Source organism: Pseudoalteromonas sp. GB56 (genome assembly GCF_054923835.1).
In genome coordinates, this window is record NZ_JBPCHK010000001.1 from 1,173,937 (window position 1) to 1,199,432 (window position 25,496).

The 25,496-nt window shown below is 46.0% G+C and carries 20 protein-coding genes and 1 pseudogene; 16 read left to right on the plus strand and 5 right to left on the minus strand.

The window, feature by feature from the left end; translation table 11 throughout:
* The first annotated feature begins 65 nt into the window (after positions 1 to 65).
* Positions 66 to 722 carry a response regulator transcription factor gene (locus ACH19P_RS05470; protein ID WP_462157510.1) on the plus strand — a complete coding sequence of 219 codons (657 nt, stop codon included), beginning with the start codon at positions 66 to 68 and terminating at the stop codon, positions 720 to 722.
* A gap of 66 nt (positions 723 to 788) precedes the next feature.
* Here the strand turns inward: ACH19P_RS05470 and purU are convergent, their stop codons facing one another.
* Together purU and ACH19P_RS05480 are read right to left on the minus strand one after the other, a co-directional pair.
* A complete protein-coding gene (purU, locus tag ACH19P_RS05475) occupies positions 789 to 1,622 on the minus strand; it encodes a formyltetrahydrofolate deformylase (protein WP_462157511.1) in 834 nt (277 codons plus the stop codon).
* Positions 1,623 to 1,797: 175 nt separating this feature from the next.
* Complete coding sequence (locus tag ACH19P_RS05480) at positions 1,798 to 5,229, minus strand: PAS domain-containing hybrid sensor histidine kinase/response regulator (protein WP_462157512.1); 3,432 nt, start codon at positions 5,227 to 5,229, stop codon at positions 1,798 to 1,800.
* Between the two features lie 333 nt (positions 5,230 to 5,562).
* Here ACH19P_RS05480 and ACH19P_RS05485 point away from each other — a divergent pair, with 333 nt between their 5' ends.
* From ACH19P_RS05485 to ACH19P_RS05500, 4 genes are all read left to right on the plus strand, one after another.
* On the plus strand, positions 5,563 to 5,826 hold the full coding sequence (locus ACH19P_RS05485; RefSeq protein ID WP_347391741.1) for a DUF4212 domain-containing protein: 264 nt from the start codon (positions 5,563 to 5,565) through the stop codon (positions 5,824 to 5,826).
* An 11-nt stretch (positions 5,827 to 5,837) separates the two neighbouring features.
* Complete coding sequence (locus ACH19P_RS05490) at positions 5,838 to 7,562, plus strand: sodium:solute symporter family protein (protein ID WP_462157513.1); 1,725 nt, start codon at positions 5,838 to 5,840, stop codon at positions 7,560 to 7,562.
* 170 nt (positions 7,563 to 7,732) lie between these two features.
* Entirely contained in the window at positions 7,733 to 9,583 is a 1,851-nt protein-coding gene (locus tag ACH19P_RS05495) for a DUF294 nucleotidyltransferase-like domain-containing protein (RefSeq protein ID WP_462157514.1), read from the plus strand.
* A 2-nt stretch (positions 9,584 to 9,585) separates the two neighbouring features.
* A complete protein-coding gene (locus ACH19P_RS05500) occupies positions 9,586 to 10,230 on the plus strand; it encodes a 3'-5' exonuclease (RefSeq protein WP_462157515.1) in 645 nt (214 codons plus the stop codon).
* Here the strand turns inward: ACH19P_RS05500 and ACH19P_RS05505 are convergent.
* Complete coding sequence (locus ACH19P_RS05505; protein WP_462157516.1) at positions 10,217 to 10,612, minus strand: rhodanese-like domain-containing protein; 396 nt, start codon at positions 10,610 to 10,612, stop codon at positions 10,217 to 10,219. The genes ACH19P_RS05500 and ACH19P_RS05505 overlap by 14 nt on opposite strands.
* Before the next feature lie 258 nt (positions 10,613 to 10,870).
* Here ACH19P_RS05505 and ACH19P_RS05510 point away from each other — a divergent pair, with 258 nt between their 5' ends.
* The 6 genes and pseudogenes from ACH19P_RS05510 to csrA all read left to right on the plus strand — a co-directional run bounded on the left by ACH19P_RS05510 (position 10,871) and on the right by csrA (position 16,987).
* The gene (locus ACH19P_RS05510) at positions 10,871 to 11,491 is read left to right on the plus strand and encodes a GTP cyclohydrolase II (RefSeq protein WP_462157517.1); all 621 of its coding nucleotides are present in this window, start codon (positions 10,871 to 10,873) and stop codon (positions 11,489 to 11,491) included.
* Between the two features lie 34 nt (positions 11,492 to 11,525).
* Positions 11,526 to 12,368: a BPSS1780 family membrane protein gene (locus tag ACH19P_RS05515; protein ID WP_462157518.1), complete on the plus strand. Its 843-nt coding sequence runs from the start codon at positions 11,526 to 11,528 to the stop codon at positions 12,366 to 12,368.
* Positions 12,368 to 12,826 (plus strand): regulatory protein RecX, encoded by a 459-nt coding sequence (locus ACH19P_RS05520; protein WP_462157519.1) that lies wholly within the window; start codon positions 12,368 to 12,370, stop codon positions 12,824 to 12,826. Before ACH19P_RS05515 ends, ACH19P_RS05520 begins: the two co-directional genes overlap by 1 nt.
* A gap of 10 nt (positions 12,827 to 12,836) precedes the next feature.
* Positions 12,837 to 15,436: pseudogene (gene alaS, locus ACH19P_RS05525) on the plus strand (alanine--tRNA ligase).
* A 49-nt stretch (positions 15,437 to 15,485) separates the two neighbouring features.
* The gene (locus ACH19P_RS05530) at positions 15,486 to 16,703 is read left to right on the plus strand and encodes an aspartate kinase (RefSeq protein ID WP_462157521.1); all 1,218 of its coding nucleotides are present in this window, start codon (positions 15,486 to 15,488) and stop codon (positions 16,701 to 16,703) included.
* 92 nt (positions 16,704 to 16,795) lie between these two features.
* Entirely contained in the window at positions 16,796 to 16,987 is a 192-nt protein-coding gene (gene csrA / locus ACH19P_RS05535) for a carbon storage regulator CsrA (protein ID WP_347391751.1), read from the plus strand.
* Between the two features lie 26 nt (positions 16,988 to 17,013).
* Here csrA and ACH19P_RS05540 read toward each other — a convergent pair whose 3' ends face one another.
* Complete coding sequence (locus ACH19P_RS05540) at positions 17,014 to 17,493, minus strand: YcxB family protein (protein WP_462157522.1); 480 nt, start codon at positions 17,491 to 17,493, stop codon at positions 17,014 to 17,016.
* Between the two features lie 39 nt (positions 17,494 to 17,532).
* Between ACH19P_RS05540 and ACH19P_RS05545 the strand changes: the two genes are divergently transcribed.
* Positions 17,533 to 18,492 carry a hypothetical protein gene (locus ACH19P_RS05545; RefSeq protein ID WP_462157523.1) on the plus strand — a complete coding sequence of 320 codons (960 nt, stop codon included), beginning with the start codon at positions 17,533 to 17,535 and terminating at the stop codon, positions 18,490 to 18,492.
* Positions 18,493 to 18,543: 51 nt separating this feature from the next.
* Here the strand turns inward: ACH19P_RS05545 and ACH19P_RS05550 are convergent, their stop codons facing one another.
* Entirely contained in the window at positions 18,544 to 21,510 is a 2,967-nt protein-coding gene (locus tag ACH19P_RS05550) for a TonB-dependent receptor domain-containing protein (protein ID WP_462157524.1), read from the minus strand.
* 424 nt (positions 21,511 to 21,934) lie between these two features.
* Here ACH19P_RS05550 and ACH19P_RS05555 point away from each other — a divergent pair, with 424 nt between their 5' ends.
* From ACH19P_RS05555 to ACH19P_RS05570, 4 genes are all read left to right on the plus strand, one after another.
* The gene (locus tag ACH19P_RS05555) at positions 21,935 to 22,168 is read left to right on the plus strand and encodes an OadG family protein (RefSeq protein ID WP_462157525.1); all 234 of its coding nucleotides are present in this window, start codon (positions 21,935 to 21,937) and stop codon (positions 22,166 to 22,168) included.
* Positions 22,169 to 22,183: 15 nt separating this feature from the next.
* Positions 22,184 to 23,968, plus strand: a complete 1,785-nt coding sequence (oadA, locus tag ACH19P_RS05560; protein WP_462157526.1) for a sodium-extruding oxaloacetate decarboxylase subunit alpha — start codon at positions 22,184 to 22,186, stop codon at positions 23,966 to 23,968.
* Positions 23,969 to 23,976: 8 nt separating this feature from the next.
* The gene (locus ACH19P_RS05565) at positions 23,977 to 25,107 is read left to right on the plus strand and encodes a sodium ion-translocating decarboxylase subunit beta (protein ID WP_462157527.1); all 1,131 of its coding nucleotides are present in this window, start codon (positions 23,977 to 23,979) and stop codon (positions 25,105 to 25,107) included.
* Between the two features lie 133 nt (positions 25,108 to 25,240).
* Positions 25,241 to 25,420, plus strand: coding sequence for a hypothetical protein (locus ACH19P_RS05570; RefSeq protein WP_462157528.1), 180 nt, complete (start codon positions 25,241 to 25,243; stop codon positions 25,418 to 25,420).
* Positions 25,421 to 25,496 lie beyond the last annotated feature (76 nt).

Below are 25,496 nucleotides of genomic sequence, written 5' to 3' on the forward strand. Positions count from 1 at the left end.
CGATTCTAAACGTAGACTATCGGCTATCATCTATAGGTGATGGCCGATTTTTTTAGGAGCGAAACATGAGTCAGTTTTTAATAGCGGACGACCACCCCCTGTTCAGAGAAGCGCTAAAAGGGGCACTGACTAAGCAGTTTCAGCCTTTGGAAGTATTAGAGTCTGATACCTTTGACAGCACGCTGGCTGTGCTAGAAAGTCATGAAGATTTAGATATTTTACTTCTCGATTTGCACATGCCAGGCAATGGCGACTTATACGGGCTTATTCGCATTCGCGAGGATTACCCTGAACTACCCATTGCTGTTGTCTCGGGCAGTGAAGATCTTCAGGTTGTCTCTAAAGTCATGGGTTACGGAGCGATGGGCTTTATTCCAAAGTCTTCCTCGGCGCAAGAAATTGCCGATGCCATCAATGAGATCCTTGAAGGCGACAGTTGGCTTCCAGCAAATATTAAAGACAAAGTGGAAGCGATCAGTGGCGAAGACAAAGAGCTTGCGGCGCAAGTGTCGTCGCTCACACCACAACAATATCGAGTACTCAGTTACTTGCACGAAGGCTTGTTAAACAAGCAAATAGCCTATGAACTCAATATTTCAGAGGCAACGGTAAAAGCGCATATTACTGCGATATTCCGTAAACTTGGCGTTTATAACCGCACACAAGCGGTATTGATCGCATCGAAATTACAACTTGAGAGCATGGAAAGCCAACAACAATAACTACCTTGGTGCTCTTTACATCCATCCGGCGTCTTATACCAGCCGGATGGACTCTTCACTGGCTACTTAATCAAATACCACAGTTCGATTGTCGTTAATAAAGAGCTTATGCTCGCTGGCAAGTTCCAGCGCCTGACAAAATACCTGCTTTTCAACATCACGGCCTTTTTTCGCCATAGCTTCTGCGGTATCCGCATGAGTCACCGGACGCACTTGTTGCATAATAATCGGCCCTTCATCGAGTTCGTTATTCACAAAGTGGGCGGTGGCGCCAATAATTTTTACACCGCGCTCAAAGGCCTGATGGTAGGGCTTTGCGCCAATAAAGGCGGGTAGAAACGAGTGGTGAATATTGATAATTCGCCCTTCGAATCGACTCACAAAGCCAGGGCTTAAAATACGCATGTACTTAGCGAGCCCGATTAAGTCAGGTTCATACGCTGCGATTTTTTCAGCGACTAAATGGTCATGCTCAGCGCGGCTTAACCCTTCGTGGCTAATGCAGTGAAAGGGCACACCAAAGCCTTTCGCCAGTGGTTCGAGATCAGGGTAATTAGCAATCACGGCAAGCACGTCGATATTTAACGCTTGCTCAAAACATTTCAGCAGTACGCCACCTAAGCAATGCGCCTCTTTAGTTGCAAGCAGCACCACTTTAGTCGGCTCAGTGCCATGCAGAGATAATTGCGAACCTGCAGGTAGGCTTTGTTGTAACTGCGCGACTAAGTCTAGGTTATCGAAATTGCCATCCAGTTCGGTGCGCATGAAAAAGCGACCATGTTGTTTATCAACAAATTCATTGTTGCGAGTAATGTTCAGCCCGTGCTCGAAACACAAGCTGGTGATTTTGGCTATCAGGCCTTCTTCATCTGGGCACTGTGCCAGTAAAACTTTTTTCATTTCCTCATTCCTATTACCAAGGTTTACCGCATCGCGCAGTAAAACTAACGCTTGGCTGTATGTGGGCATTTACACTCACATTACCAAGCGTCGGTCATTATGCGCAGGCTTTATGTCCGCTGGCAACGACTCGGTGTTTGAGCACTTGCTGTAGCGTGACCAAGGTGTATTGTGATTACAAAGAATGATTCAATAATGCTTTTAACTTCGCGGGTTTTACAGGTTTAGAGAGATAATGCACACCAGCGGCTTTAGCCGTGGCTTTTAAGGTGTCATCGCGTACCGCTGTGATCAGAATTGCTGGCAATTGCTGGCCACGAACTGCACGAATTTTATCAATAACACTCAGGCCATCATCTGATTCTCCAAGTTGATAATCCATGAGGATAACGTCAATTTGTGTGTCGCTTTGCGCTATTTCTAATGCTGCTTGAGCATTTTGGCAACTGTGGCACTGCGCTCCCCATTTATTCATTAGGTGAGTCATGGCTTCGATGTTAGCGCTTTCGTCATCGACCACTAAGACATGGTAATGTGATTGCGCTTTTACGGCACCGTGTGTTTCTTGTGTCGATTGAATGCGTTGCTCGCTACCATATGGCACTTCAACTTTAAAGCAGCTCCCTTTGCCTAGTACTGAGCGCATAGTCAGTCTATGTGACAACAAATCGACCATGCGTTTGACGACGCCTAGTCCAAGGCCTACGCCTTTGTTGTCGCCGGATTCAACGCGATAAAAGTCATCGAATATCTTTTGCTGTTCACGCTCTCCGATCCCCAAACCTGTATCCCACACTTCAATGCTTAAATGGTGTTTGCGACGACGACAGGCCACTAACACTTTGCCGCTTTGGGTGTATTTAACTGCGTTAGAAACGAGGTTTTGAATAATACGGCGCAGATAAGTGATGTCGCTGTGGACGATATCGTTGTTGGAGCGAAGCGTTAGTTTTAAGCCTTTATCGGCGCATAAGATGGCGTACTCATTCACTAAAGGCGTGAGAATATCGTCGATATGAAAATGCCTAGGCGTAGGCGACATCGCTCCTTGGTCGAGCTTGGCGATATCTAACAGTGCTGACATAAGGTGCACGGTGCTGTCTAGACTGTCACCGAGTTTTGCAAGGCTATTGCTGTTGTGTTGACTCAGTTCTTTTTCGTCCATTGAGGCCAAGTACAGACGTGCTGCGTTCAATGGTTGCAAAATGTCATGACTCGCCAGCGCCAAGAAACGGGTTTTACTGTCGTTTGCATGTTCGGCTTCGAGTTTGGCCGCTTTAAGGGCTTGTTCGGTTTGTTCGCGACTGGCAATTTGTGCTTTAAGGTCTTGGTTCATCGCGCGGACTTCTTGGGTGCGCGCTTCTATACGATTTTCCAAGTCCATATTGATTTCTTCCAACGCATTTTGCGTTTCCATGTGCGTGGTGATATCTGAGAAGCTGGTGACGAAACCGCCGTCGGGTAGGGGGTTTCCTATCATTTCAAAGACTTGGGCGTTGCGGCGATGGCGAATAAAGTGATGTGGTGAGCCATTGCGTAAGTGACGAACGCGCTTCTCTACATGCTGCTCGACTTCACCGGGGCCACATTCGCCGCGCACTGCGTTGTAACGGATCACCTCTTCAATCGGTTGCCCTTGTTGTAAGAATCCCTCAGGATAGTTGAACATCTCAGCATAGCGCCTGTTCCAGGCCACCAAGTTTAAATCTTTATCGACAACGGAAATGCCGTGACTGAGGTTTTCCAACGAGGTGAACAAGAGGTTTTGATTGAACCGCAGTGCCTGTGTCGTCTCATCAAAGAAGTTAACCACTTCTTCAAAGGCTAATTGTTTGCCACTGGCCACTGTTTGTATGAGTGCTTGTGCCGATGACGCACCCAATACACCCGTGAGCGCACGTTCGCAGTAGGCAATAAATTCATTGGTTGGCTGGCTGTTGTCTTCGCCCAAATCTTCACTGAGTTTGTAGTGAGCAAGTACCTGAGTGCTGCGCTGGGCCCCCAAGAAGGTTTGCAACAATACTTTGAAATCGTAAACAGTGGCGTCGACGTTCTTATTCAAGCGCTTGGCAAAGTTCAGCTGTTCCATCGGATTAACAAAAGCTGCGGCTTGAATTCGGTCAATCAAACGTTCTTGTGCACCCAAAGAGAAACTTACATAGCAACAAATGTTGGCAAACAACGCCATCAATGTGCCTTGGGTGATGAGATTCTGCTGTGCAGCACTATCTAAAGCCCCGTTGGCATTCATGATTGGCATGAGTAAGAACAGTGTCCAACACACTACACCTGCGGTTAAACCTGCGTACACGCCATACGCATGGCCTTTGCGCCAATACAAGCCGCCGACAATCGCAGGTAGTAGTTGTGTCACCAAAGAGAAAGCAACTAAGCCCATTGATGCCAGTGTTTCGCCGTGGCCAAATAGCTGCTGATAAAAGTAGGAGAGTAATAAAATAGCGCCTATGGTGAAGCGTCGAACCAGTAAAATTTTCGAGCGATAGCTGCTATTTAGCTGGTTGCGACGAAACTTACGCTTCAACAACAAGGGCAACACCACGTCATTTGAAATCATGGTGCTCAATGTCAGTGTTGCCACCACAATCATAGCCGTGGCCGCCGATAATCCGCCAATAAACACAAACGTGGTCATGATTGAATGGCCAGTTTGCAGTGGCAAAGCTAATACAAAACTGTCGGCGCTGTGGCCATGGCCAATTTGTGGAATGATAGCTGCACTGGCAATGGGGACTATCATTGCGGCGATGAGTAATAGATACAAGGGAAAAGCCCATCGCGCGGTACGCAAATGGCGAATGTCTTGGTTATCAACAACTGTTACGTGGAATTGCCGCGGTAAACAGATAATGGCGGTGGCCGCCATCAGTGTTTGGCCAATAAAGCCAAAACTAAACACTGGTGAGTCTTGCCAATGTTGCCAAACAGAGTCGAGTGAGACTTCATCAGGCAAAGAGTACAAGGTGTACAGTGCAAGCCCGGCAACGAATCCAAGTGCGATTAATTTCACTAATGACTCAAAGGCAACCGCCAGCATAAGACCGGAGCGATACTCAGTAACATCCACTTTACGGGTACCAAAGAATATCGCAAAAATGGCCATGATCAAGGCGCCACCTAAGGCCAATACTGGGCCGGAAACTTGTGACCCTCCGGGTAAAAGTAAGAAGCTGCTTGATAGCGCTTTAAGTTGCAGTGCGATATAAGGAATGGTTGCCATTAAGGCGATAAAGGTGACGAATATCGCAGTAAGCTGACGCTTACCGTAACGGGCGGAAATAAAATCGGCGATGGTGGTAATGTTTTGCTTCTTACTCACCAGCACAAGCTTGCGTAAAAAGCCTTGGAAAAACACAAACAACAGCACCGGCCCAAGTAAGATGGGCAGGTAACTCCAGCCGCTGCTTGCCGCAGTTCCTACCGAACCATAATAAGTCCACGACGTACAATAAATCCCCAAAGACAAGGCATACACAAATGGGTGGTGACTGATGTACTTTGCCCACGGTGTGGTTTTATCCCCCCAGTTTGCTAACCAGAAAAGTACACAGATGTAGGCCAGAGAAACCAGTATTAAAGCTAACGTCATGCTATCGGCTGTTATTTTTATTAGTGCATCTACCATAGCAAAAGCCATGTGCGATTAGCAGTCATTTTGTTTACATATCCCATGCGACTAAGGGCTATTAGACTAATGTATTAAGCCCGTGTTAATGCAGATTTTATTTATTTTAGTGCTGTTGGTTTTATATTTAACTATATGAAAAATAGCGTTTTTTGTGTTTTTGGCTGTATTTACTTATCTGCGTTAAATTTTTGTTACGACTAAGGTCTGAATTTCCTCTTGCAAAAGCATTGCTAGATTCAACAGTGACGATAACAACCTATCATGCCTCAGTGCATGATGTAAAGGGGATACAAAATGGCTTTTAAAGACGCAGAACATGCTAAGGCCTATTGGAGCGAAAACCTCAGCCTCGTGTTTAAATTACTCGCGGTGTGGTTTGTCATTTCATATGTCTGTGGCATTTTGTTAGTTGACGTACTAAACGAAGTACATTTCTTTGGGTTTAAACTCGGCTTCTGGATTTCTCAGCAAGGCGCAATTTACACCTTTGTTGCTCTTATTTTTGTCTACGCAATCAAAATGAACGCGTTAGATAAGAAATACGGCGTAGACGAATAAGGAGCACAATAATGGATGTCCAAACGCTTACTTTTATAATTGTTGGCTTGAGCTTCGCGATGTATATCGGCATCGCAATCTGGGCTCGTGCGGGTTCAACAAACGAATTCTATGTTGCTGGCGGCGGTGTACCACCCGTTGCTAACGGTATGGCAACCGCTGCTGACTGGATGAGTGCAGCATCGTTCATCTCGATGGCGGGTATTATCTCGTTCGCGGGTTACGACGGTGGTGTGTATCTTATGGGTTGGACGGGCGGTTACGTTCTTCTCGCTTTATGTTTAGCACCTTACCTACGTAAATTTGGTAAGTTCACGGTGCCGGATTTCATTGGTGACCGTTACTACTCTCAAGCGGCACGTGTTGTTGCTATCTTCTGTGCTATCTTCATCTGCTTTACCTATATCGCAGGTCAAATGCGTGGTGTAGGTGTGGTGTTCTCACGCTTCTTAGAAGTGGATATTGAAACCGGTGTTTACATCGGCATGGTGATTGTATTCTTCTATGCAGTGCTAGGCGGCATGAAAGGGATTACTTACACCCAAGTAGCGCAGTATTGTGTATTGGTATTTGCTTACCTAGTGCCTGCTATCTTCATCTCATTGATGATGACGGGTCACTTACTACCACAAACAGGCTTTGGTGCCACCTTGTCTGACGGCTCAGGCATGTATCTGCTTGATAAACTCGACGGACTCAGTACCGAACTCGGATTTGCCCAATACACCGAAGGCTCCAAGAGCATGATTGATGTATTCGCAATCACGGGCGCGCTCATGGTCGGTACAGCAGGTCTTCCACACGTAATCGTTCGTTTCTTCACCGTGCCTCGTGTTCGTGATACACGTATCTCGGCGGCATGGACTTTGGTATTCATCGCTATCGTATACACCACAGCACCTGCTGTTGCGTCATTCGCTCGTGTAAACATGATTGATACTATCAATGGCAAAGACGGCAGTGGAACGCTTTACGAAGAAGCACCGCAGTGGATCAAAAACTGGGAGAAAACAGGCTTAATCACATTCAACGATAAGAATGGTGACGGTCGTATGTTCTACTCAGCGGGTAAGATTGACGATCCTGCAAGTGCTAACGAAGTGAAAGTTGACCGTGACATCATGGTACTGGCTAACCCTGAAATTGCAGACTTACCAGCGTGGGTTATTGCATTAGTTGCGGCTGGTGGTATCGCTGCAGCGCTATCAACCACAGCGGGTCTGTTGCTGGTTATCTCAACTTCGGTGTCACATGACTTACTCAAGCGGACCTTGAAACCGGATATCAGTGATAAACAGGAGCTCTTGGCAGCGCGTTTAGCAGCTATGGTGGCAATCGGTATCTCAGCCTACTTTGGTATTAACCCGCCAGGCTTTGTGGCCTCGGTGGTAGCCTTTGCCTTCGGTCTTGCGGCAGCGAGTTTCTTCCCAGCAATTATCATGGGTATATTCTCAAAACGCATGAATAAAGAAGGTGCGATTGCCGGTATGGTAACGGGTATTGGTTTCACGGCGGCTTACATTATCTTCTTCAAGTTCGTAAGCCCTGAACTAAACAGCCCTGAGCATTGGTTACTGGGTATCTCACCTGAAGGTATCGGTCTACTTGGTATGATTGTGAACTTTGTTGTGGCCGCTGTTGTGCAACGTATGACTGCAGAAACACCGGATGAGATCAAAGAAATGGTTGAAAGTATTCGTAACCCGAAAGGTTCTTCAGCCGCTCATGCTCACTAATTCCGCCTAATACAGCGCGATAGTAGAGCCCGACCTTAGACCAAGGTCGGGCTTTTTTTGTCTGTGAATTAGACCTAGGCTGTAACTATCCACTGTGAGATGGCAACCCACGCGCAAGGAGCATGAAGGCATGTGGAACAACATCACTTTTCGGAATTAGGACGTGGACTATGAATGCCCAACACCAAGATATTTTGGATTTTGTGGCCCAGCAAGCGCCATTTAATGCTTTACCAGATTCAACCTCTGATTATTTTTGTCATCATCTCGAGGTGATTTACGTCACACGCGAAAACCAACACTTGTGGCTAGACTCTGCACACCCAAAACTTTTCCTCATCCGCAGTGGCGTTGTAGAGTTAGTATCGCCCGATGGTGATGCTATTGCTCGCTTAACCAGTGGTGATTATTTTGGTTACCCATCCTTGCTTAGCGGCGAGGCAATCAAAAACCGCATCGAGGTCAAGCAAGAAGCCTTAGTGTATGTGTTAAACCAACAAGATTTTGATTATCTGCGTCGCGAGTACAAAGCGTTTGAGCAGTATTTCGTGAGGGCGCATTCAAATCGCCTGTTATCAACGAAATTTCAGCATCATAGTGATTCATGGTCGGAACGTAAAATTGCCGATTTGATGACGCGTCAGCCAGTTACATTAACACCCGAAGCGACAATACACACCTGTGCGCAGACTATGAGTGATCATCGAGTCTCTTCTATTATGGTGGTGCAAGGACAACCGATGGAACAGCGTTTGATAGGCGTAGTGACAGACAGAGACTTGCGTTCGCGTGTGCTTGCAAAAGGGGTCGACCCACAGCAAAGTATTAGCGAGATCATGACCAAGAACCCCAAGTATATTTTCGAGAATAATCGGGTTTTTTCTGCCATGCACTTGATGCTAAAGCACAATATTCATCATCTCCCTGTGCTGAATGAGCATCATCAACCGATGGGCATGGTGACATCGACCGACTTGCTGCGTCAGCAAAAAAGCGACCCTGTACAGCTGATAGGCCGTATTTATAAAGCCAGTGGTATTGCGGATTTAAAACGCTATGCGCAAGAGGTTCCTGAGTTGCTGGACGGCTTTGCCTATCACATTGACGATATTAGTCTTATTGGCAAATTACTCAGTGGTATCAGTGATGCGCTCACCACCCGTTTGATTCAGTTGTTTCAGCAACAACATGGCGACGCGCCAACACGTTTCAGTTGGATTTGCTTTGGTTCTCAGGCGCGAGAGGAACAAACCCTGCATTCAGACCAAGACAACGGTCTATTGCTTCCCAATGACCTTACACCAGAGCAAATGGATTACTACAAGCGCATGGGAGAATTCGTCTGTGAGCAATTAGACGTGTGCGGTATTGTCAGGTGTCCTGGCAATATTATGGCCAGTAATGAGCAATGTCGATTGAGCTTACAAGGCTGGCTGGCGAAGTTTTCTAAATGGTTGGCAACGCCGACACCCGAGGCCATGCTTAATTGTAAGATTTTCTTTGATCTGCGCTTTATAACTGGGTCAAGCGATCTCTTTGCGGATTTCAGCGAGGCGCTTTCTGCTTTGAAACCAGACCAGCTGTTTTATCGCGCCCTTGCAAGTGAGCTCAATCTCAATTCAGTGCCCATAGGCCTGTTTAACCAATTAAAAACTGAAGCGGACGAGCAGCACCACAAGTTCATCGACTTAAAGCGCCGTGGCATTGTGATTATCAATGATATTGTGCGTTTGTATGCATTACAGGCCAATATTCGCTATGCCAGTACCTTGGAGCGTTTGGATGCGTTGACGAAAACGCAATTTTTATCGAAAAAAGATATTTTTGATTTGAAGGATTGCTGGCGCTATTTGACGCAACTACGACTTCACGCTCAGCTTGATAGCGAGCAGTTGCCTAGTAACTGTATAAATCCTGATAGGCTCACGTCGTTGGAGCGTCATCAGCTCAAAGAAGCATTTTATTTGGTACGCCAAGCGCAACAAGCCGCGAGCTTTAAGTTCGCTCGTGGGAGCTTATAACCATGACCTACTCGTGGTGGCAGCAGTTAATTGCAAAGCTCGGTTTTGATGCGCATGGGCTATCCAAACCCTGGTACGAACACCGTTTTGTGGTGGTGGATTTAGAGTTGACGGGTTTAAACCCCAAAGAACATGAAGTGGTATCTCTGGCATGGGTGGTGATTGAGCAGCAAAGTATCAAGTTACATCAGAGTGGTCACTTACTCCATGAAGGGGTGTTGGAGCTGGCGCAATCGCCGATTTATCATGGTATTACAGCGCAAAGATTAGCCAAAGAAGGGTTGCCCATGGAGGAAATTCTAGAGCATTTCGCGCGTATCTGTGATGACAGTATTTTGGTGTTTCATAACAGCTTACTCGATACGCGCTTTTTGAATGTGGCGTGCAAAGAGCACCATATCGAGTTACCTCGCATTGTCCTTGATACGCTCAAGATAGAACAGCGCAGATTAGCAAGGCAAGGCAATGATATTGCCTTTGATGCATTGTCTTTGGAAGCGTGCAGACAAAGGTATGGGCTTATGCCTCATACCTCTCATGATGCACTCAGTGATGCCCTCGCTACGGCGGAGTTGTTTTTGGCTCAAGCAAATCATGTTAGTAAGCAAGAGCCAGTAGCACTGAGAGAACTAATCACGGCTGGGTAATAACAGGTAAGTCTTTTTCGGTCCAACCCATCATGTCGCCTTCTAAATGGTAAAGTTTAGTGAAACCTAACTGTTGTAAGGTTTCAATAGCAATGCCTGCTCTGCGGCCACTGCGACAGTAGACAACGATAGGTTGGTCTTTATCTAACTTTGCTGCATGCTCACTAATTACATCAAAGCTAATATTTATTGCGCCTTTGATATGACCTTGTTGATATTCTTCGCTCGAGCGTACATCCAGAAGCTGCATAGGCTGCGCTTCAAAGCGGTCAACAAGCAGCTGTTGCTGAGCAATATCTTGCGGTTTAGATTGCGCTGCACTGGGAGTGGCTAAGACCAACAAAGTGAGCATGGTTATTACGCCGAGAGTAAGTTTATTCATTGTTTTTCCTTATGTTACCTACAGCCCTTTACTGTTGAACGGTACTGAAATCCGCATCGATCATCGACCATTTCAATTATCCGTTAGTGATCCTAACCATAGCACAACTTTGATGTTGGCTTAATCTTCTGATTGAGCGTCGCGAGTACCACTTGTTTCATGCTATCATTGCCCCCATTTACGAGCTTATACGAGCTGACCATAATGGTTGGTTTTGTTATACTGTAACAACTTTATATCCGTACAGAGTGAATAGCCGTGGCTGAAGTCAGAGCGAGAGTCCATCTAAACGTGGGCAAAAAAAGTGATATCCCTGCCGAGATCGTATCTTTTAGTGGTTTGAAAGACGGTCAAGAGCATGTAGCTTTAATTTTTAACGAAGCAGATCAGCAGACCACGCCACTCGTTCGTATGCACTCAGAGTGCTTAACGGGCGATGTATTTCATTCGAGCCGCTGCGACTGCGGTGAACAACTTAATGAAACCATTGAGATGATGCATGAGCAAGGTGGCGTTTTACTGTATCTTCGCCAAGAAGGTCGCGGTATTGGTTTGTATAACAAACTCGATGCTTATGTGTTGCAGTCGCAAGGTATGAACACTTATGAGGCGAACAATAAGCTTGGTTTCGCGGATGATTTACGAGAATTCTCTGATGCAGTGCTGATGCTAAAAGCATTGGGTATTTGCCAAGTAAAACTTGTAACTAACAACCCTAAAAAGCTCGATGCGTTGCGTGACAATGGCGTTGATGTGAAAAGTGTTGTAGGCACTGCGGCGCACTTGAAAGTAGGGCAAACGGGTAACCAAGCCTACTTAGAAACAAAAATAAAACATGGTGCGCACATGTTAGATATTAAGAAAATCAATAAGACATAATACGCTCACGAGCGATTAAGGAACATTCGTTACAATGTCTATAGAAATTAGAGTGTATAAGGCCAGTGCAGGTGCGCGTTGGTTCAAAGCTGGTTTGGATATATTTCAAACTCAGCCTTTCATCTTCATGTTCATGTATTTGTTTATTGGGGTTTTCGGGCTGGTGGGTTTAATTGCGCCCGTACTGAAAATTCCAGCAGCGCTGGCAACGCCATTTTTGATGGCGGGCCTCTATGGCGCAGCGTTAAGACGTCAACAAGGACAAAAAATCGTTTTCGCGGACATTCTTAATGTGTTTTCCCAAAAAGGGCGTCGCATGGGATTGTTCCGCGTGGGCTTGTACCAAATGGGTGCCGCTCTACTGTTAGGGATGCTGGCGAGTGTGCTGTTTGCCGATGTCATCGAACTGATGACGCAAACTGATCTAGACCCGCAAACAGCCTTGCAGCAGCTTGCGCAAAGTTTTTCATTTAGTTCGCTCGCCTTATTTATGATAGCCGTGAGTGTTTACTTATGTGCCTTTGCCTTCGCCGTACCGCTTGTTTACTTTGGTCGACACACATCAATTTTGGGTGTAATGAAAGCGAGCTTGATGGCCTTTTATCACAATATGGCGGCGCTGACCGTTTATGGTCTTATTGCCGGTGGATTGTTGCTTGTTTGTGCATTTTTATCGTTTATTCCACTTCTTGTTGTGATGCCGATTTGCTACATTAGCCTCTTCATTGCATTCCAAGCGATGTTTATGCCTCAGTTGCATGAACTTGGGCAAGATGATCATCAACAAGGCCAGCCTAACGAAGGTCAACATAGTGATGCACATAGCAGCACTAATGAGCAAGATTCAACAAGCTCTAATGGCCGGTTTGACGCTTAATGGATGACAGCGAAAAGCAAAAACAGAAAAACTATGTACTGTGGTTATTGGGCAGACAAGACTACAGCCGCAAGGAGCTTGAGCGTAAATTACAACAGCGTCAGGTTCCGATTGATTTTGCCACTGAACTACTAGATTGGTGTGAGCAACAACGGTATTTGGATAATGACCGTTATTGCACGAGCTTTATTCGCCGTGCGATAGATAAGCGCCATGGGCCGCGCAGAATTGTTGCAGATGCCCAAAGCAAAGGACTTGCCCGCGAGCAAGTTGAAATGGCGCTTAGCGAAATGGATGTCGATTGGTTCGAATTGGCCGATGAGGCTTACCGCCGTAAATATAAAGCGGTGGATGAGAAACTAGATTATAAAGAAAAAGCCAAGCGAATGCGTTATTTAACGGCGCGGGGCTTTGACTTTCAACATATTGAATTTGCACTTGAAGCGAAAGACGAGTGAGATAAACGCAATGCAGCATTTGACGACCGCACAGCTAAGACAGAAATTCTTAGACTTTTTTGCCAAGCACCAACACCAAGTTGTGCCTTCGGCTTCTTTGATTCCGGGTAATGACCCAACATTGTTATTCAACAATGCGGGTATGGTGCCTTTTAAAGACGTATTCCTTGGTGCCGAAACGCGCCCATACAATCGTGCAGCCAGTGCGCAGCGTTGTGTGCGTGCAGGTGGTAAACACAATGACCTTGAAAACGTAGGTTATACCGCTCGTCACCACACCTTCTTTGAAATGCTGGGTAACTTCAGCTTCGGTGATTATTTTAAGCAAGACGCCATCAAGTTTGCGTGGGAATTCTTAACTGACGTCGTTAAGCTACCGCAAGAAAAACTATTAGTGACGATTTATCACGACGATGAAGATGCGTTTAACATCTGGCACAAAGAAGTGGGTCTAAGTGAAGACCGCATTATTCGCATCGCGACCAGCGATAACTTCTGGTCTATGGGTGATACAGGCCCGTGTGGTCCTTGTTCTGAAATCTTCTACGACCACGGTGAAGAGATTTGGGGGGGCCTCCGGGTTCACCTGAAGAAGACGGTGACCGTTTTATTGAAATTTGGAACCTTGTATTTATGCAGTACAACCGTCATGCCGATGGCACGATGGAACCTCTTCCTAAGCAGTGTGTAGACACGGGTATGGGTCTTGAGCGTATTGCTGCGATTCTTCAAGGTGTGCACTCAAACTATGAAATCGACTTGTTCCAAGCACTGATCAGCGCCGCGGCAAAGGTGACAAACGCCCAAGACTTAGAAGATAAGTCGCTGCGTGTAATCGCTGACCACATTCGTTCATGTGCCTTCTTAGTACAAGACGGTGTTATGCCTTCAAATGAAGGTCGTGGTTATGTATTGCGCCGTATCATTCGCCGTGCGGTACGTCATGGTAACAAGCTCGGTGCGAAAGGTACCTTCTTCCACAAGATTGTTGCCGAGTTGGTAACACAAATGGGTGAGGCATACCCTGAGCTTGCGCAAAAACAAGCCGTCATTGAAAAAGTGTTACGAATTGAAGAAGAGCAATTTGGCAAGACACTAGAGCGCGGCCTTGCCATTCTTGAGGAACACTTAAGCACGCTTGAAGGCGATGTGATCCCGGGTGATGTAGTATTCAAACTTTATGATACTTATGGTTTCCCTGCTGATTTAACCGCGGATGTTGCGCGTGAGCGTTTCATGACAATTGATGAGCAAGGCTTCCAAGAATGCATGGACGTACAGCGTAAAACAGCACAACAAGCTGGTAAATTTGGCGCTGATTACAATACGCAATTACGCTCAGATAAGAGCACGGCATTTAAAGGCTATGAAGCTGATCATCACAGTGGCACTGTTGTTGAATTATTTGCTGCAGGCGAGAAGGTCAGTGTGCTTGAAGACGGTCAAGAAGGCATTGTTATTCTCGATCGCACACCTTTCTACGCTGAGTCAGGTGGTCAAGTTGGTGATACCGGTGTACTGAAAACCAGTAACGGTGAATTCGTTGTTACTGACACACAAAAGCTGGGTAATGCTTTTGCCCATCACGGTAAAGTTGTGGGTCACATTGGTGTAAACGACAAGGTCGACGCACGCATCGACACTGAGCGTCGTGACCGTATTAAGAAAAACCACACTGCAACGCACTTAATTCACGAAGCGTTGCGCCAAGAGTTGGGTGAGCACGTAAACCAAAAAGGTTCACTTGTGCAACCAGACCGCTTACGTTTCGACTTCTCACACTTTGAGGGTGTAACCGCAGAGCAATTGCAACGTATTGAGAAGAAAGTGAATGACGAAATTCGTCATAACTTCGCGCTCGAAACTGAATTGATGGCCATTGACGATGCCAAAGAAAAAGGCGCGATGGCGCTGTTCGGTGAAAAGTATGATGACGAAGTGCGTGTTGTTAGTATCGGCGATTACTCAATTGAACTGTGTGGTGGTACGCATGTAACCCGCACCGGTGATATCGGTTTATTCAAGATTGTATCCGAAGCAGGTATCGCAGCCGGCGTTCGTCGTATTGAAGCGGTAACAGGCGCAGATGCATTGGAATTCGTGGCAAAGCAAGAAGGTACCTTGTCACAAATCGCTTCGTTGTTAAAAGCAGACAGCGCAAGCGTATTAGACAAAGTGCAAGCTTTAATCGAGCGCTCTAAGGGCCTTGAAAAGCAAGTAACGCAACTAAATGACAAACTAGCTAGCGCGGCAGGTGCTTCGCTGCTAGACAGCGTCAAAGAAATCGCAGGAGTGAAGGTGTTGATTGCGAATGTTGCGGGCACCGAAAGCAAAGCGTTGCGTGGCATGATGGATGACCTTAAGAACAAGTTAGGGTCTGGTATCATCGCACTTGGTGTTGCTAACGATGACAAAGTAAGCTTAATTGCTGGTGTGACTAAAGACCTAACAGGTCAATTCAAAGCCGGTGAACTCGTTAACCACATGGCGTCGCAAGTGGGCGGTAAAGGTGGTGGTCGTCCTGACATGGCACAAGCAGGTGGATCGCAACCTGAAAACCTTGATGCTGCGCTAGCAAGCGTTGAAGCTTGGGTGAGTGAGCGTGGGTAAATCGTGGGCATCACTTTTGATGCTTACGTCTAAGGCTTGCAGATAAACAGTGGCCTTATTTGTACAAAAATTTGGTGGCACCTCAGTGGGCTCAATCGAGCGCATTGAGGCTGTTGCCGATATCATTATTCGCCAGCGCCAGCTTGGCCATCAGGTTGTTGCAGTCGTATCTGCGATGTCTGGTGAAACAAATCGTCTATTAGCGCTTGCACAGGAAGTAGATGATGTACCAAGTACTCGCGAGCTTGATGTGTTAGTCAGTACTGGCGAGCAAGTCAGCGCATCTCTTCTATCTATGGTTTTGATCCGCAAAGGCTACCCAGCAGTGAGCCTGTTAGGGGATCAGCTTGGTATGCATACCGACAACCTCTACACTAAAGCGCGTATTACCCATGTTGATGATAAACGTATTCGCCAAGAGCTTCGTCATGGTCGCATTGTCATCGCCGCTGGTTTTCAAGGCCGCGACAGCGAAGGTAACATTACCACATTAGGGCGTGGAGGCAGTGACACATCTGCTGTGGCGATTGCAGGTGCCATTAACGCGGATGAATGCCAAATTTTCACCGATGTAGATGGCGTATATAGTACTGATCCACGTGTAGAACCAAATGCACAGCGTTTAGATACTATAGGTGTGAAGGCCATGCTAGAAATGGCGAGTATGGGAGCAAAAGTGCTTCATATTCGCTCTGTAGAAGCAGCTGCGCACTATAAAGTGCCGCTGCGAGTTCTATCTAGTTTTAACCCCGATCAGGGAACATTAGTTTTAACTGACGAGGATGATTCCATGCAATCGCAAAATGTATCTGGTATTGCGTTCAAAAGAGAGCAGGCGCTTATTAGCATAAATGGCTGTGATGCAAATCCTGTTGTACTCGCTGATTTACTCGATATTCTTGCTCAAAAAGCAATAGAAGTTGATGTAATTAATCAAGTTTATCAAAACTTTGGCAAAGTAGACTATGCTATAAGTGTACCTAGCCTTGAATTACGACAGGCGCTTGCGGCATTATCAACTAACCGTGCAGTTAGTGGTGCGCAAATGACTAGTCGAGATGACTTGGCAATGCTTTCGCTGATAGGCACAGGTATTAAAACGAATGCATCGATAGTCAGCCAGTTTTTTCGTGTTTTTGCGGATGAGAATATTGATGTGTTCATTGCAAGCTCTTCAGAGATAAAGCTTTCAGTGTTAATTGAACGCCAATTTTTAGAGCTAGCAGTAAGAGCATTACATGCAACTTTTATCATGGCAGATGAATAATTAAACAAAGTTTTACTTACGTTTATACTAAAAATTCATTAAAATGCCGCTGACGGAATTTTTGACTAATTTGGAACAATGGGAGCAAGCGAATGCTAATTCTTACTCGTCGAGTTGGTGAAACCCTTATGATCGGTGACGAGGTAACTGTCACTGTGTTAGGTGTAAAGGGAAACCAAGTGCGCATTGGTGTTAATGCACCTAAAGACGTATCAGTTCACCGTGAAGAAATTTACATGCGAATTCAAGCTGAAAAATCAGGTTCAAATCCTGGTAACGCTTAATAAATAGATTCGAGGCGAAGCCACTTTTAAAGTGGCTTTTGTTTTTTCTGGGCGAGTATAAAGCTAATTGCTTCTTCATTGAGAATCGCCTTGCTCAAGTAGTGGCGATGCCCTTTGTTATTGACGACAATGAGACCGAGTTCTGTTTCTAGCAATTGCTCTATGTCATTCCAACTTTGACGCTTTTTAGTGCCGTTACACAGGGTGCTGATACCTTCTTCATCTATAGTTAAATGAATTTCATTACCTGCTGCGCGAGATAATCGCTGCCTTGCTACCCACCACGCTTGCTGATAGTTATAGGCAATGACTTCAAGGATAGCTAAGCCCAGTAAAAAGTATCCAAGGTAATTATTTTGCAGCATATATATGCTAACTAACGCTAATACGGTGAGGAATACGACTAAGCCATATTTTGGCTTTCTTCTGTCGCTAAATGGTAGCGATTGTTCATAACTTTCAATAAAGTATTCTTTGTTCAAAATATAGGATGTATTGTATTTCATCGATGCTCGCTAAACCTTCGAACCAACATAGGGATCATTATGCGTTTTTTTGTGTTACTGAGTGCGTTACTTGCTTTCTTTGCATCAGCTGCACCACAACAGTTTTTAGTATTTGGCGATATGCCATATACCCCAGTCGATGAAGCATTACTCAGTGCTCCAGATGGGCAATTATATCAAGCTGTGCAGCAAACCCCACACCTATTTATTGCACATGTTGGTGACATGAAATCTGGCGCAACACCCTGCACGGATGAACTATTACAACGCAGTTTCACGATGATTAATGCACTGACAGAGCAACCTTTCGTGTACACCCCCGGAGACAATGATTGGACTGACTGTGACCGACAAACGCTGACGCCAACGTTTGATGAGCTAGAACGCCTAGCATTTGTAAGAAGTCAATTTGCCACTTCGCAGTTACCATTAACAAACTTCTCCCGCCAAAGTGAGCAGCCGGAAAATCAAGCTTGGCGGATAGGCGATGTGCAGTATGTCACATTGCATGTAGTTGGCACTAATAATGGGCGCGCTCAGGTTTTTAGTTCGGACACGCAAGTGGCGCTCGCTTCGACACAACAAAGAGATGCGCTTAACAAACTATGGCTTGCTAAGCATACAACTCCTGCAGTCACGCAGGCAGGCTCAGCAACATCGGCAGCTAAAGCCGTTGTCGTATTTATTCAGGCCGATATATACCAACACAATGATTACGGCCCTGCGTGTAGCGAGCAGCAACAGACACACTGTGACGGGTTGAATCAGTATCAAGTACTCTTTGATGACCTCGCCAAATCAAGTAATGCTCCTGTGTTGTTGGTTCATGGAGATACCGCTGAGTTTTGCTTCTCCCAGCGTGAATCAGGTTTATGGCACTTAAATGCACCGGGTGATTTTCGAATTCTAGACATCGCTCAAGTAACCGTTGACACCCAAAGCGATGATGTTTTTGCGCTTACAACGCTGTTGAGCTCAGTGCCCAGTGAATGTGAATAAAAAAAACCGCGCAGTATTAAGTGCGCGGTTTTATATCGCTCGGGAAAACGATTAGAACTGGAAGCGAAGGCCCAATTTAAACTTACGTCCTAAGACGTCATAGTTACTTGGGAATGTGTTACCTGAATTCGAACTTGTATCACCTGCCTCGCCACCTACAACGGGCGCGTCTTTTTCGAATAGGTTATCAATACCTAAGCTTGCCGTGATGTTATCGGTGATATGATAATTTGCATATAAATCAAAGTAATCATATGAGTCGATACTTCTGAAGTCTTCGAAGTAGTCATCGATAACAATAGGCTCTACGTCGATACCATCAATATGGCGCCACTGTAAGGAAACAGTGAAGTCATCCATTGCCCAAGTCGTACGCTGAACCCACCTTAGCTCTGCAAGCGGATCACAACTGGTGCTGTAATAGCCTTTACAGTCAATCACGCGTGCAGTATCAGAGCTTTGTGATTCTTGAGTGAGGTATTTATTAATCGTTCCTGAGAACTGTAACTCACCCATGCTATCCAGCGGCCAGGCAAAGTTGAATCCAAGCTCGACACCTTCGGCGCGAAGATTTTTCAAGTTGGTAGTGTATTGCTCGATACCCGCGCCGGCGACAGTTAAGTCACCGCCAACACGTCGGATTTTCGCACACTCAGTAGTATCTCCGAGCTCATAACATGCATCTAAGATTTCCTGCGCTGAGAATTCTCCGATGATGTCGTCGATGTCGATATCATAGTAATCCAAGCTGATTGTAAAGTTTTGCAAGGTATCGAACTCAGGAGTCCATACGATACCCGCTGTGAAGGTCGACGCTTCTTCAGCATCAGGTGGATTGAGGGGATCGCTACCTGAAATGACTTGTACCTGACCTGAGATAACATCTTGCACGTTACCCACTTGTGCTTCACTCATGCCAGTTGATACACAAAGGGCACGCAGTGTTGCATCAATATTACCGGCATTACCTACAGAACAAGGATCACCGCCAGCATTATCTAGCCCAGTTACTACTGGTGAAGCAATTTCACCGACGTTTGGTGCGCGTGTTGCTTGTTGCTGCATTACGCGAACTAGAACACTGCTTACGGGACGCCAGTTAAAACCTAACTTCCAGGTTTCGTTCGAGCCCACCGTGTCATAATCCGCCCAGCGGAAACCAAATTCAACATCGAGAGTCTCAGCTAGCGCCATGCCATCTAGTACAGGTAAATAACCTTCCAAGAACAGTTCATCAACTGTGAATCCACCCTCGATAGGAAGTTGGTTACCGCCCGCACCACCTTGACAACTTGCAGGGGCTGTTTTCAAACACTCATCAGGTTCAAATAAGCCTTTCTCTTTACGGTACTCATAGCCGAAGCTCATCGCCAGCGGCGCACCCGCACCGGGGATTTCGATAAACTCGATAGGACCGTTGAGCGTTGCCGTGGCGATTCGTTGGCTGTATTTTTGTTGCTGCAATGCTATGGCAGTTGCATACCCAGCCATTTCATCAGTTATGGTACCAAAACCGCCAAAGAGGTTGATTGGCACACAGGTAGAGTCGCCATTTAAGCACGTGACCCCATCTGCCGTATCGAGCGCATTTTGGATGTTAGTTAGGTTGGTGTAACCACCGCGCACTGTTGTGCGGTTAGATTCACCATATTGGAAGCTCACATCATATTGCCAATCATCAAAGATGTAGCCATTTACGCCGGTAACGAACTGGAATAAGGAGGTATCGTAACGCTCAGTACGCGCGCCCAACTCTAGCGTTCGACGTCGTAACTGTACTGTGAGGTAATCCTCTTCATCAACCACACCATTGCCGTTGACATCGTCCCAGTTATTGGCGCCTAGTAAGTTATTCGCCAACGCAGTGTTACCCGCATCAATCATAAACTGGCGAGCTTGGTCGCCAATGAGTGGGTTAAACAGCGGTAAGTCAAACGAAGAACCAAATGTGCCAGATGGTGCCACTTGAGTATCCACTGAAATCGAACTGTAAGTGAGTGAAGAATAAACCTCATGCTCGTCGTTCAAGCTGTAGTGTGCTAACGCTGTACCCGAGTATCGCTCTGATGGAGTTTGGTAGAAGTTGTATGGGTTGAAGTTGAATACACTACAGGTATCAGCTGCGAGCGTACCATCGTTTCTGAATTGCCCAGATGAGCTCGCACCACCGCCAACAATAGCAAAACGTGTTGGAATGGCTGTGGTTGAACCACCGCTTTCTACTGAGTTTGGCGCTTCACATTCAGCAGGCGCTGGGATGGGGGGCTCGCCGTTGAGGAATTGCTCGTAGTTTGCACCGGAGTCGGTTTCAATGCCGAGCAGGCCGAGTGGGCGATCGCCAAGGCGGATCTCTTTACGTTTAGTCCAATCTAGTGACAGCACAACATTGCCACGATCATCTGCTAAGTTCGATCCTATTGTCAGTGAGATATTGTCTTTATCACCATCATTCTCATCTGTTTCCTGATGCGAAGTATTGATAGCAATGCCTTCAAAGTCGTCTTTGAGTACAAAGTTCACGGCACCAGCAATGGCATCTGAACCGTATACCGCTGATGCGCCACCAGTAACCACATCAATGCGCTCAACAAGTGCAGCAGGGATCACTGAGGTATCCACTGAACCATTGTAGTTGTATGGGATCATACGACGACCGTTCACGAGGATAAGTGAACGTTGTGAACCTAAACCGCGAAGGTTGACGGTTGCTGCACCTGCCGAACCATTGTTTACGTTACTACCGTCTCCAGGGATGGTTGATGGCAGAGTTCTCAGAACTTGTTCTACTTCTGGTTCTTGTTGGAAGGCGAGTTCTTGTTCGCCAATTGAAGTGATAGGACTCGCCGATACCGCACCGGGTTGGCGAATACGACTCCCTGTTACTGCAATGACTTCTATGTCTTTGTTAGCTTCTTCATCTTCTCCCGCAGCATATGCGGTTGGTGAGCTGATGGCTAATGAGGATATTCCGACGCTGAGGGCGAGTTGAAGCGCCAGGCTAAGTCTGGATTTTTGCATTGTCTTTCTCCCTATTTATTAGAGTTATCTAATACTGCAGGACAATCAAACTGCGGCTGTTCCTAATTAGTGCGCTAAAGCTTAGACCCAAGAATCCAGTATTGCCAAAGGCTTAAATGAAAATAAATATTTCATAGGAATTGGTATTACCAATTCCTCTTTGTTTCAATTGTTAGCATAATTGCTGTGTTTAGGATGATCTGTTGGAGTATAAATAATCGTTATATTGGATATTTTTATCGAATATACATATCTTCTAGTTTTTGTTTTCATCATTTCCGCGCGTACATTACGTGTTTCGTGGGTTTAGAGCTATCCTATATATTGGTATTACCAATTTACAAGGTGTAGACTTTTCATATTTATTTGATATGGTGTTGAACTGTTGTTTAATAAAATTTAACAAAATAACACTGGAGTGAGGATGAACATTGCAGATCTGATGCTGGAAGCAGCTGGGTTAATGGCAACGGGAATGCTGGTGGTTTTTGTGTTTCTGATGATTTTAATTGGTGCTCTAAGGCTCATGTCTTACTTTTTAGCCGATGATATTGATGCACCAACAGCGAGCTTATCTCCCAAGCAAAACCACAGTGGTGTCCCGAAAGCTCACATAGCAGCGATTGCTGCCGCAGTTCACCAGTATAAAAAGCAATAAATAGGGGGTAATACTATGTCAAAACTTAAATTAACCGAATTGGTACTGCGAGATGCGCATCAATCTTTGCTTGCTACGCGTATGCGCATCGAAGACATGCTCCCAATTGCAGAAAAACTCGACAAAGTGGGTTATTGGTCTGTTGAATCTTGGGGCGGCGCAACGTTTGATTCCTGTATTCGTTATCTTGGTGAAGATCCATGGGAGCGTATTCGCCTACTTAAGCAAGCGATGCCAAACACCAAACAACAGATGCTATTACGTGGCCAGAATCTGTTAGGTTATCGTCATTACAGTGACGATGTGGTGACTAAATTCGTTGAGCGCGCGCATACAAACGGCGTTGATGTATTTCGTATTTTCGATGCGATGAATGATGTGCGTAACCTCGAAACTGCCATAAAAGCAGCGGTGAACATTGGTGCCCACGCTCAAGGCACGATTTCTTACACAGTATCACCGGTTCACACGCTCGATATGTGGTTGACTCAAGCCAAGCAACTTGAAGATTTGGGTTGCCACTCAATCTGTATCAAAGATATGGCTGGTCTATTGAAGCCTTACGACTGTGAACAGCTGATCAGTGGATTAAAAGAAACGGTGTCAGTGCCTATTGCGATGCAATGTCACGCAACCACAGGTCTGAGTACGGCGACCTATCAAAAAGCCATTGATGCCGGAATCGACATGCTCGATACCGCCATTTCAAGTATGAGCCAAACATACGGTCACAGTGCGACTGAAACTATGGTGGCGATTGTAGAAGACACGCCGCGTGATACTGGGTTAGACCAAACGTTGTTAGAAGAGATTGCCGCTTACTTTCGCGATGTACGCAAAAAATATGCACAGTTTGAAGGTAGCCTAAAAGGCGTAGATGGCCGCATCTTACTCGCGCAAGTTCCTGGTGGCATGTTAACGAATATGGAAAATCAGTTAAAAGAGCAAGGTGCTGCAGATCGCTTGGATGAAGTACTTAAAGAAATTCCGAGTGTTCGTAAGGATTTAGGTTACTTGCCGTTAGTTACGCCAACATCACAGATCGTTGGCACTCAGGCTGTGCTAAATGTCTTAACGGGTGAACGTTATAAATCAATTACTAAAGAGACAGCGGGTGTTTTAAAAGGTGAGTATGGTGCCACACCTGCACCGGTTGATACTGAGTTACAGCAAAGAGTATTGGAGGGTGCACAAGCGATTACGTGCCGCCCTGCAGATTTAATTGATGCAGAGCTGGGTAAGCTAACCGCCGAGCTAAAAGAACATGCAAAGACAAGTCAACTTACGCTTGCACAAGAAGAAATTGATGATGTGTTAACTTATGCACTATTCCCGCAAATTGGTCTTAAGTTCCTTGCTAATCGCGGCAATCCGGACGCATTTGAACCTGCACCGCAAGCACAAGAACCTGTGGCTGTTGCTAAACCACTAACATCCATCGCGCCTAAATCGGGTCCGGAACGCTACAGCATCAGTGTTGATGGCAAAGCTTACGATGTCATTGTGGCTGCGGGTGGAGAGTTAGAGAGCGTTCGAGCAGTTCAAGGTGAAGGGGAAAATCCTCCTCAATCAGCATCTGTCAGCGGAGGTGAAACACTCAACGCGCCATTGACGGGGAATGTCTTTAAGGTAGTTGTTAAGCCTGGGCAACATGTCAACGAAGGCGATGTCGTTGTCATCATGGAAGCGATGAAGATGGAAACTGAAGTACGTGCTTTACATGGTGGTGAAGTGGCCGAAGTATTGGTGCGTGAAGGTGACTCAGTGAGTGCCGGTGATGCGCTAATTGCGTTGTCTTAGGAGGTTATATGGAAGGTGTACTTAACCTCTGGCATGCGACAGGTATTGCCAACTTTTCGGTCGCGCAGCTGATCATGATTGCGGTGGGGTGCTTGTTATTGTACCTCGCAATTGCTCGTAACTTTGAACCGCTATTGTTAGTCCCAATTGGCTTTGGTGCCTTGCTAACTAACATTCCCGTGGCGGGTATGGCAGACCCTGGCGGCATCTTGTACTACGTGTACCACATAGGGATCGACTCAGGCGTGTTTCCCTTGCTTATCTTTATGGGGGTGGGCGCACTGACCGACTTTAGCGCCTTGATTGCGAATCCACGTATGTTGCTATTGGGGGCTGCTGCTCAGTTTGGTATCTTCGCAACGTTGTTTGGTGCTATCGCGCTGAATTACATACCAGGTTTCGAATTCACCATGAAAGATGCATCAGCCATTGCCATCATCGGCGGTGCGGATGGTCCGACAGCTATTTTTCTAGCATCTAAGCTGGCACCTGATCTTCTTGGTGCGATTGCCGTGGCTGCTTATTCATATATGGCTTTGGTACCCATCATTCAGCCGCCGATTATGCGGGCGTTGACGTCAGAAGCTGAACGTAAGATTGAAATGCCGCAACTGCGTCCTGTGTCAAAGAAAGAAAAAATTATTTTTCCACTTATGGTACTGGCACTCACCGCCATGTTTTTACCAGCAGCAGCGCCTTTGGTAGGAATGTTCTGCTTAGGTAACTTGATGCGCGAAAGTGGTGTGGTGGATAGACTCAGCGGCACTGCCCAAAACGAGCTTATTAACATCACCACTATCTTTTTGGGACTTGCTGTAGGTTCTAAGCTCGCTGCAGACAAATTCCTGACAGTGGAGACGTTAGGTATCTTGGCATTGGGGGCGCTTGCTTTCTCAATTGGTACAGCTTCAGGTGTATTTATGGCCAAAGCCCTGAATCGCTTTTCTAAATCACCTATCAATCCTCTAGTCGGGGCTGCGGGGGTGTCGGCGGTGCCAATGGCTGCTAGGGTGGTAAATAAAGTGGGTTTGGAGAATAACCCACACAACTTCTTATTAATGCACGCCATGGGCCCTAACGTTGCAGGGGTACTGGGTAGTGCGGTTGCTGCGGGTATATTACTCGCGTTAGTAGGCTAATAGGCTCTTCCTAGCCTTTGGCGCATCTTGGTTTTGAACTCACCAAGATGCGCTTTTTTTTGCTCGATATTTGCCTAGTATTCAGTAATTTGACACCATAGTCATAAATGCAGCTGACAAGGAGTAAGCGCGAATGAACGCTATTATGATCATATTGGTACTGTTTGTTTGCTTGGCAATTTTGATCCCTTTGCTTGAACGTTATCAAAAGCAGATGGGGTTTGAAAAAATGGCCAAGTATAGTAAGTACATCCTGCCTTTAGTGTTTATAAGCTTGATAATTAAACTCGTTTATATGCTGCTAAACCAATAAGTTAGGCTATTTGTGAGGGCTGTCGGCCATAAAAAAAGCACCTTGACGGTGCTTTTTTTATTCTTAACCAGTTAAC

Bases quoted from the DNA above. Each gene is read 5' to 3' on its own strand.
- ACH19P_RS05515 (WP_462157518.1), top strand. From the start codon at position 11,526: ATGTCTATAGAAATTAGAGTGTATAAGGCCAGTGCAGGTGCGCGTTGG.
- purU (WP_462157511.1), bottom strand. From the start codon at position 1,622: ATGAAAAAAGTTTTACTGGCACAGTGCCCAGATGAAGAAGGCCTGATA.
- ACH19P_RS05550 (WP_462157524.1), bottom strand. From the start codon at position 21,510: ATGCAAAAATCCAGACTTAGCCTGGCGCTTCAACTCGCCCTCAGCGTC.
- ACH19P_RS05555 (WP_462157525.1), top strand. From the start codon at position 21,935: ATGAACATTGCAGATCTGATGCTGGAAGCAGCTGGGTTAATGGCAACG.
- ACH19P_RS05565 (WP_462157527.1), top strand. From the start codon at position 23,977: ATGGAAGGTGTACTTAACCTCTGGCATGCGACAGGTATTGCCAACTTT.
- ACH19P_RS05540 (WP_462157522.1), bottom strand. From the start codon at position 17,493: ATGAAATACAATACATCCTATATTTTGAACAAAGAATACTTTATTGAA.
- ACH19P_RS05495 (WP_462157514.1), top strand. From the start codon at position 7,733: ATGAATGCCCAACACCAAGATATTTTGGATTTTGTGGCCCAGCAAGCG.
- ACH19P_RS05520 (WP_462157519.1), top strand. From the start codon at position 12,368: ATGGATGACAGCGAAAAGCAAAAACAGAAAAACTATGTACTGTGGTTA.
- ACH19P_RS05500 (WP_462157515.1), top strand. From the start codon at position 9,586: ATGACCTACTCGTGGTGGCAGCAGTTAATTGCAAAGCTCGGTTTTGAT.
- ACH19P_RS05490 (WP_462157513.1), top strand. From the start codon at position 5,838: ATGGATGTCCAAACGCTTACTTTTATAATTGTTGGCTTGAGCTTCGCG.
- ACH19P_RS05505 (WP_462157516.1), bottom strand. From the start codon at position 10,612: ATGAATAAACTTACTCTCGGCGTAATAACCATGCTCACTTTGTTGGTC.
- oadA (WP_462157526.1), top strand. From the start codon at position 22,184: ATGTCAAAACTTAAATTAACCGAATTGGTACTGCGAGATGCGCATCAA.
- ACH19P_RS05570 (WP_462157528.1), top strand. From the start codon at position 25,241: ATGAACGCTATTATGATCATATTGGTACTGTTTGTTTGCTTGGCAATT.
- ACH19P_RS05480 (WP_462157512.1), bottom strand. From the start codon at position 5,229: ATGACGTTAGCTTTAATACTGGTTTCTCTGGCCTACATCTGTGTACTT.
- csrA (WP_347391751.1), top strand. From the start codon at position 16,796: ATGCTAATTCTTACTCGTCGAGTTGGTGAAACCCTTATGATCGGTGAC.
- ACH19P_RS05485 (WP_347391741.1), top strand. From the start codon at position 5,563: ATGGCTTTTAAAGACGCAGAACATGCTAAGGCCTATTGGAGCGAAAAC.
- ACH19P_RS05470 (WP_462157510.1), top strand. From the start codon at position 66: ATGAGTCAGTTTTTAATAGCGGACGACCACCCCCTGTTCAGAGAAGCG.
- ACH19P_RS05545 (WP_462157523.1), top strand. From the start codon at position 17,533: ATGCGTTTTTTTGTGTTACTGAGTGCGTTACTTGCTTTCTTTGCATCA.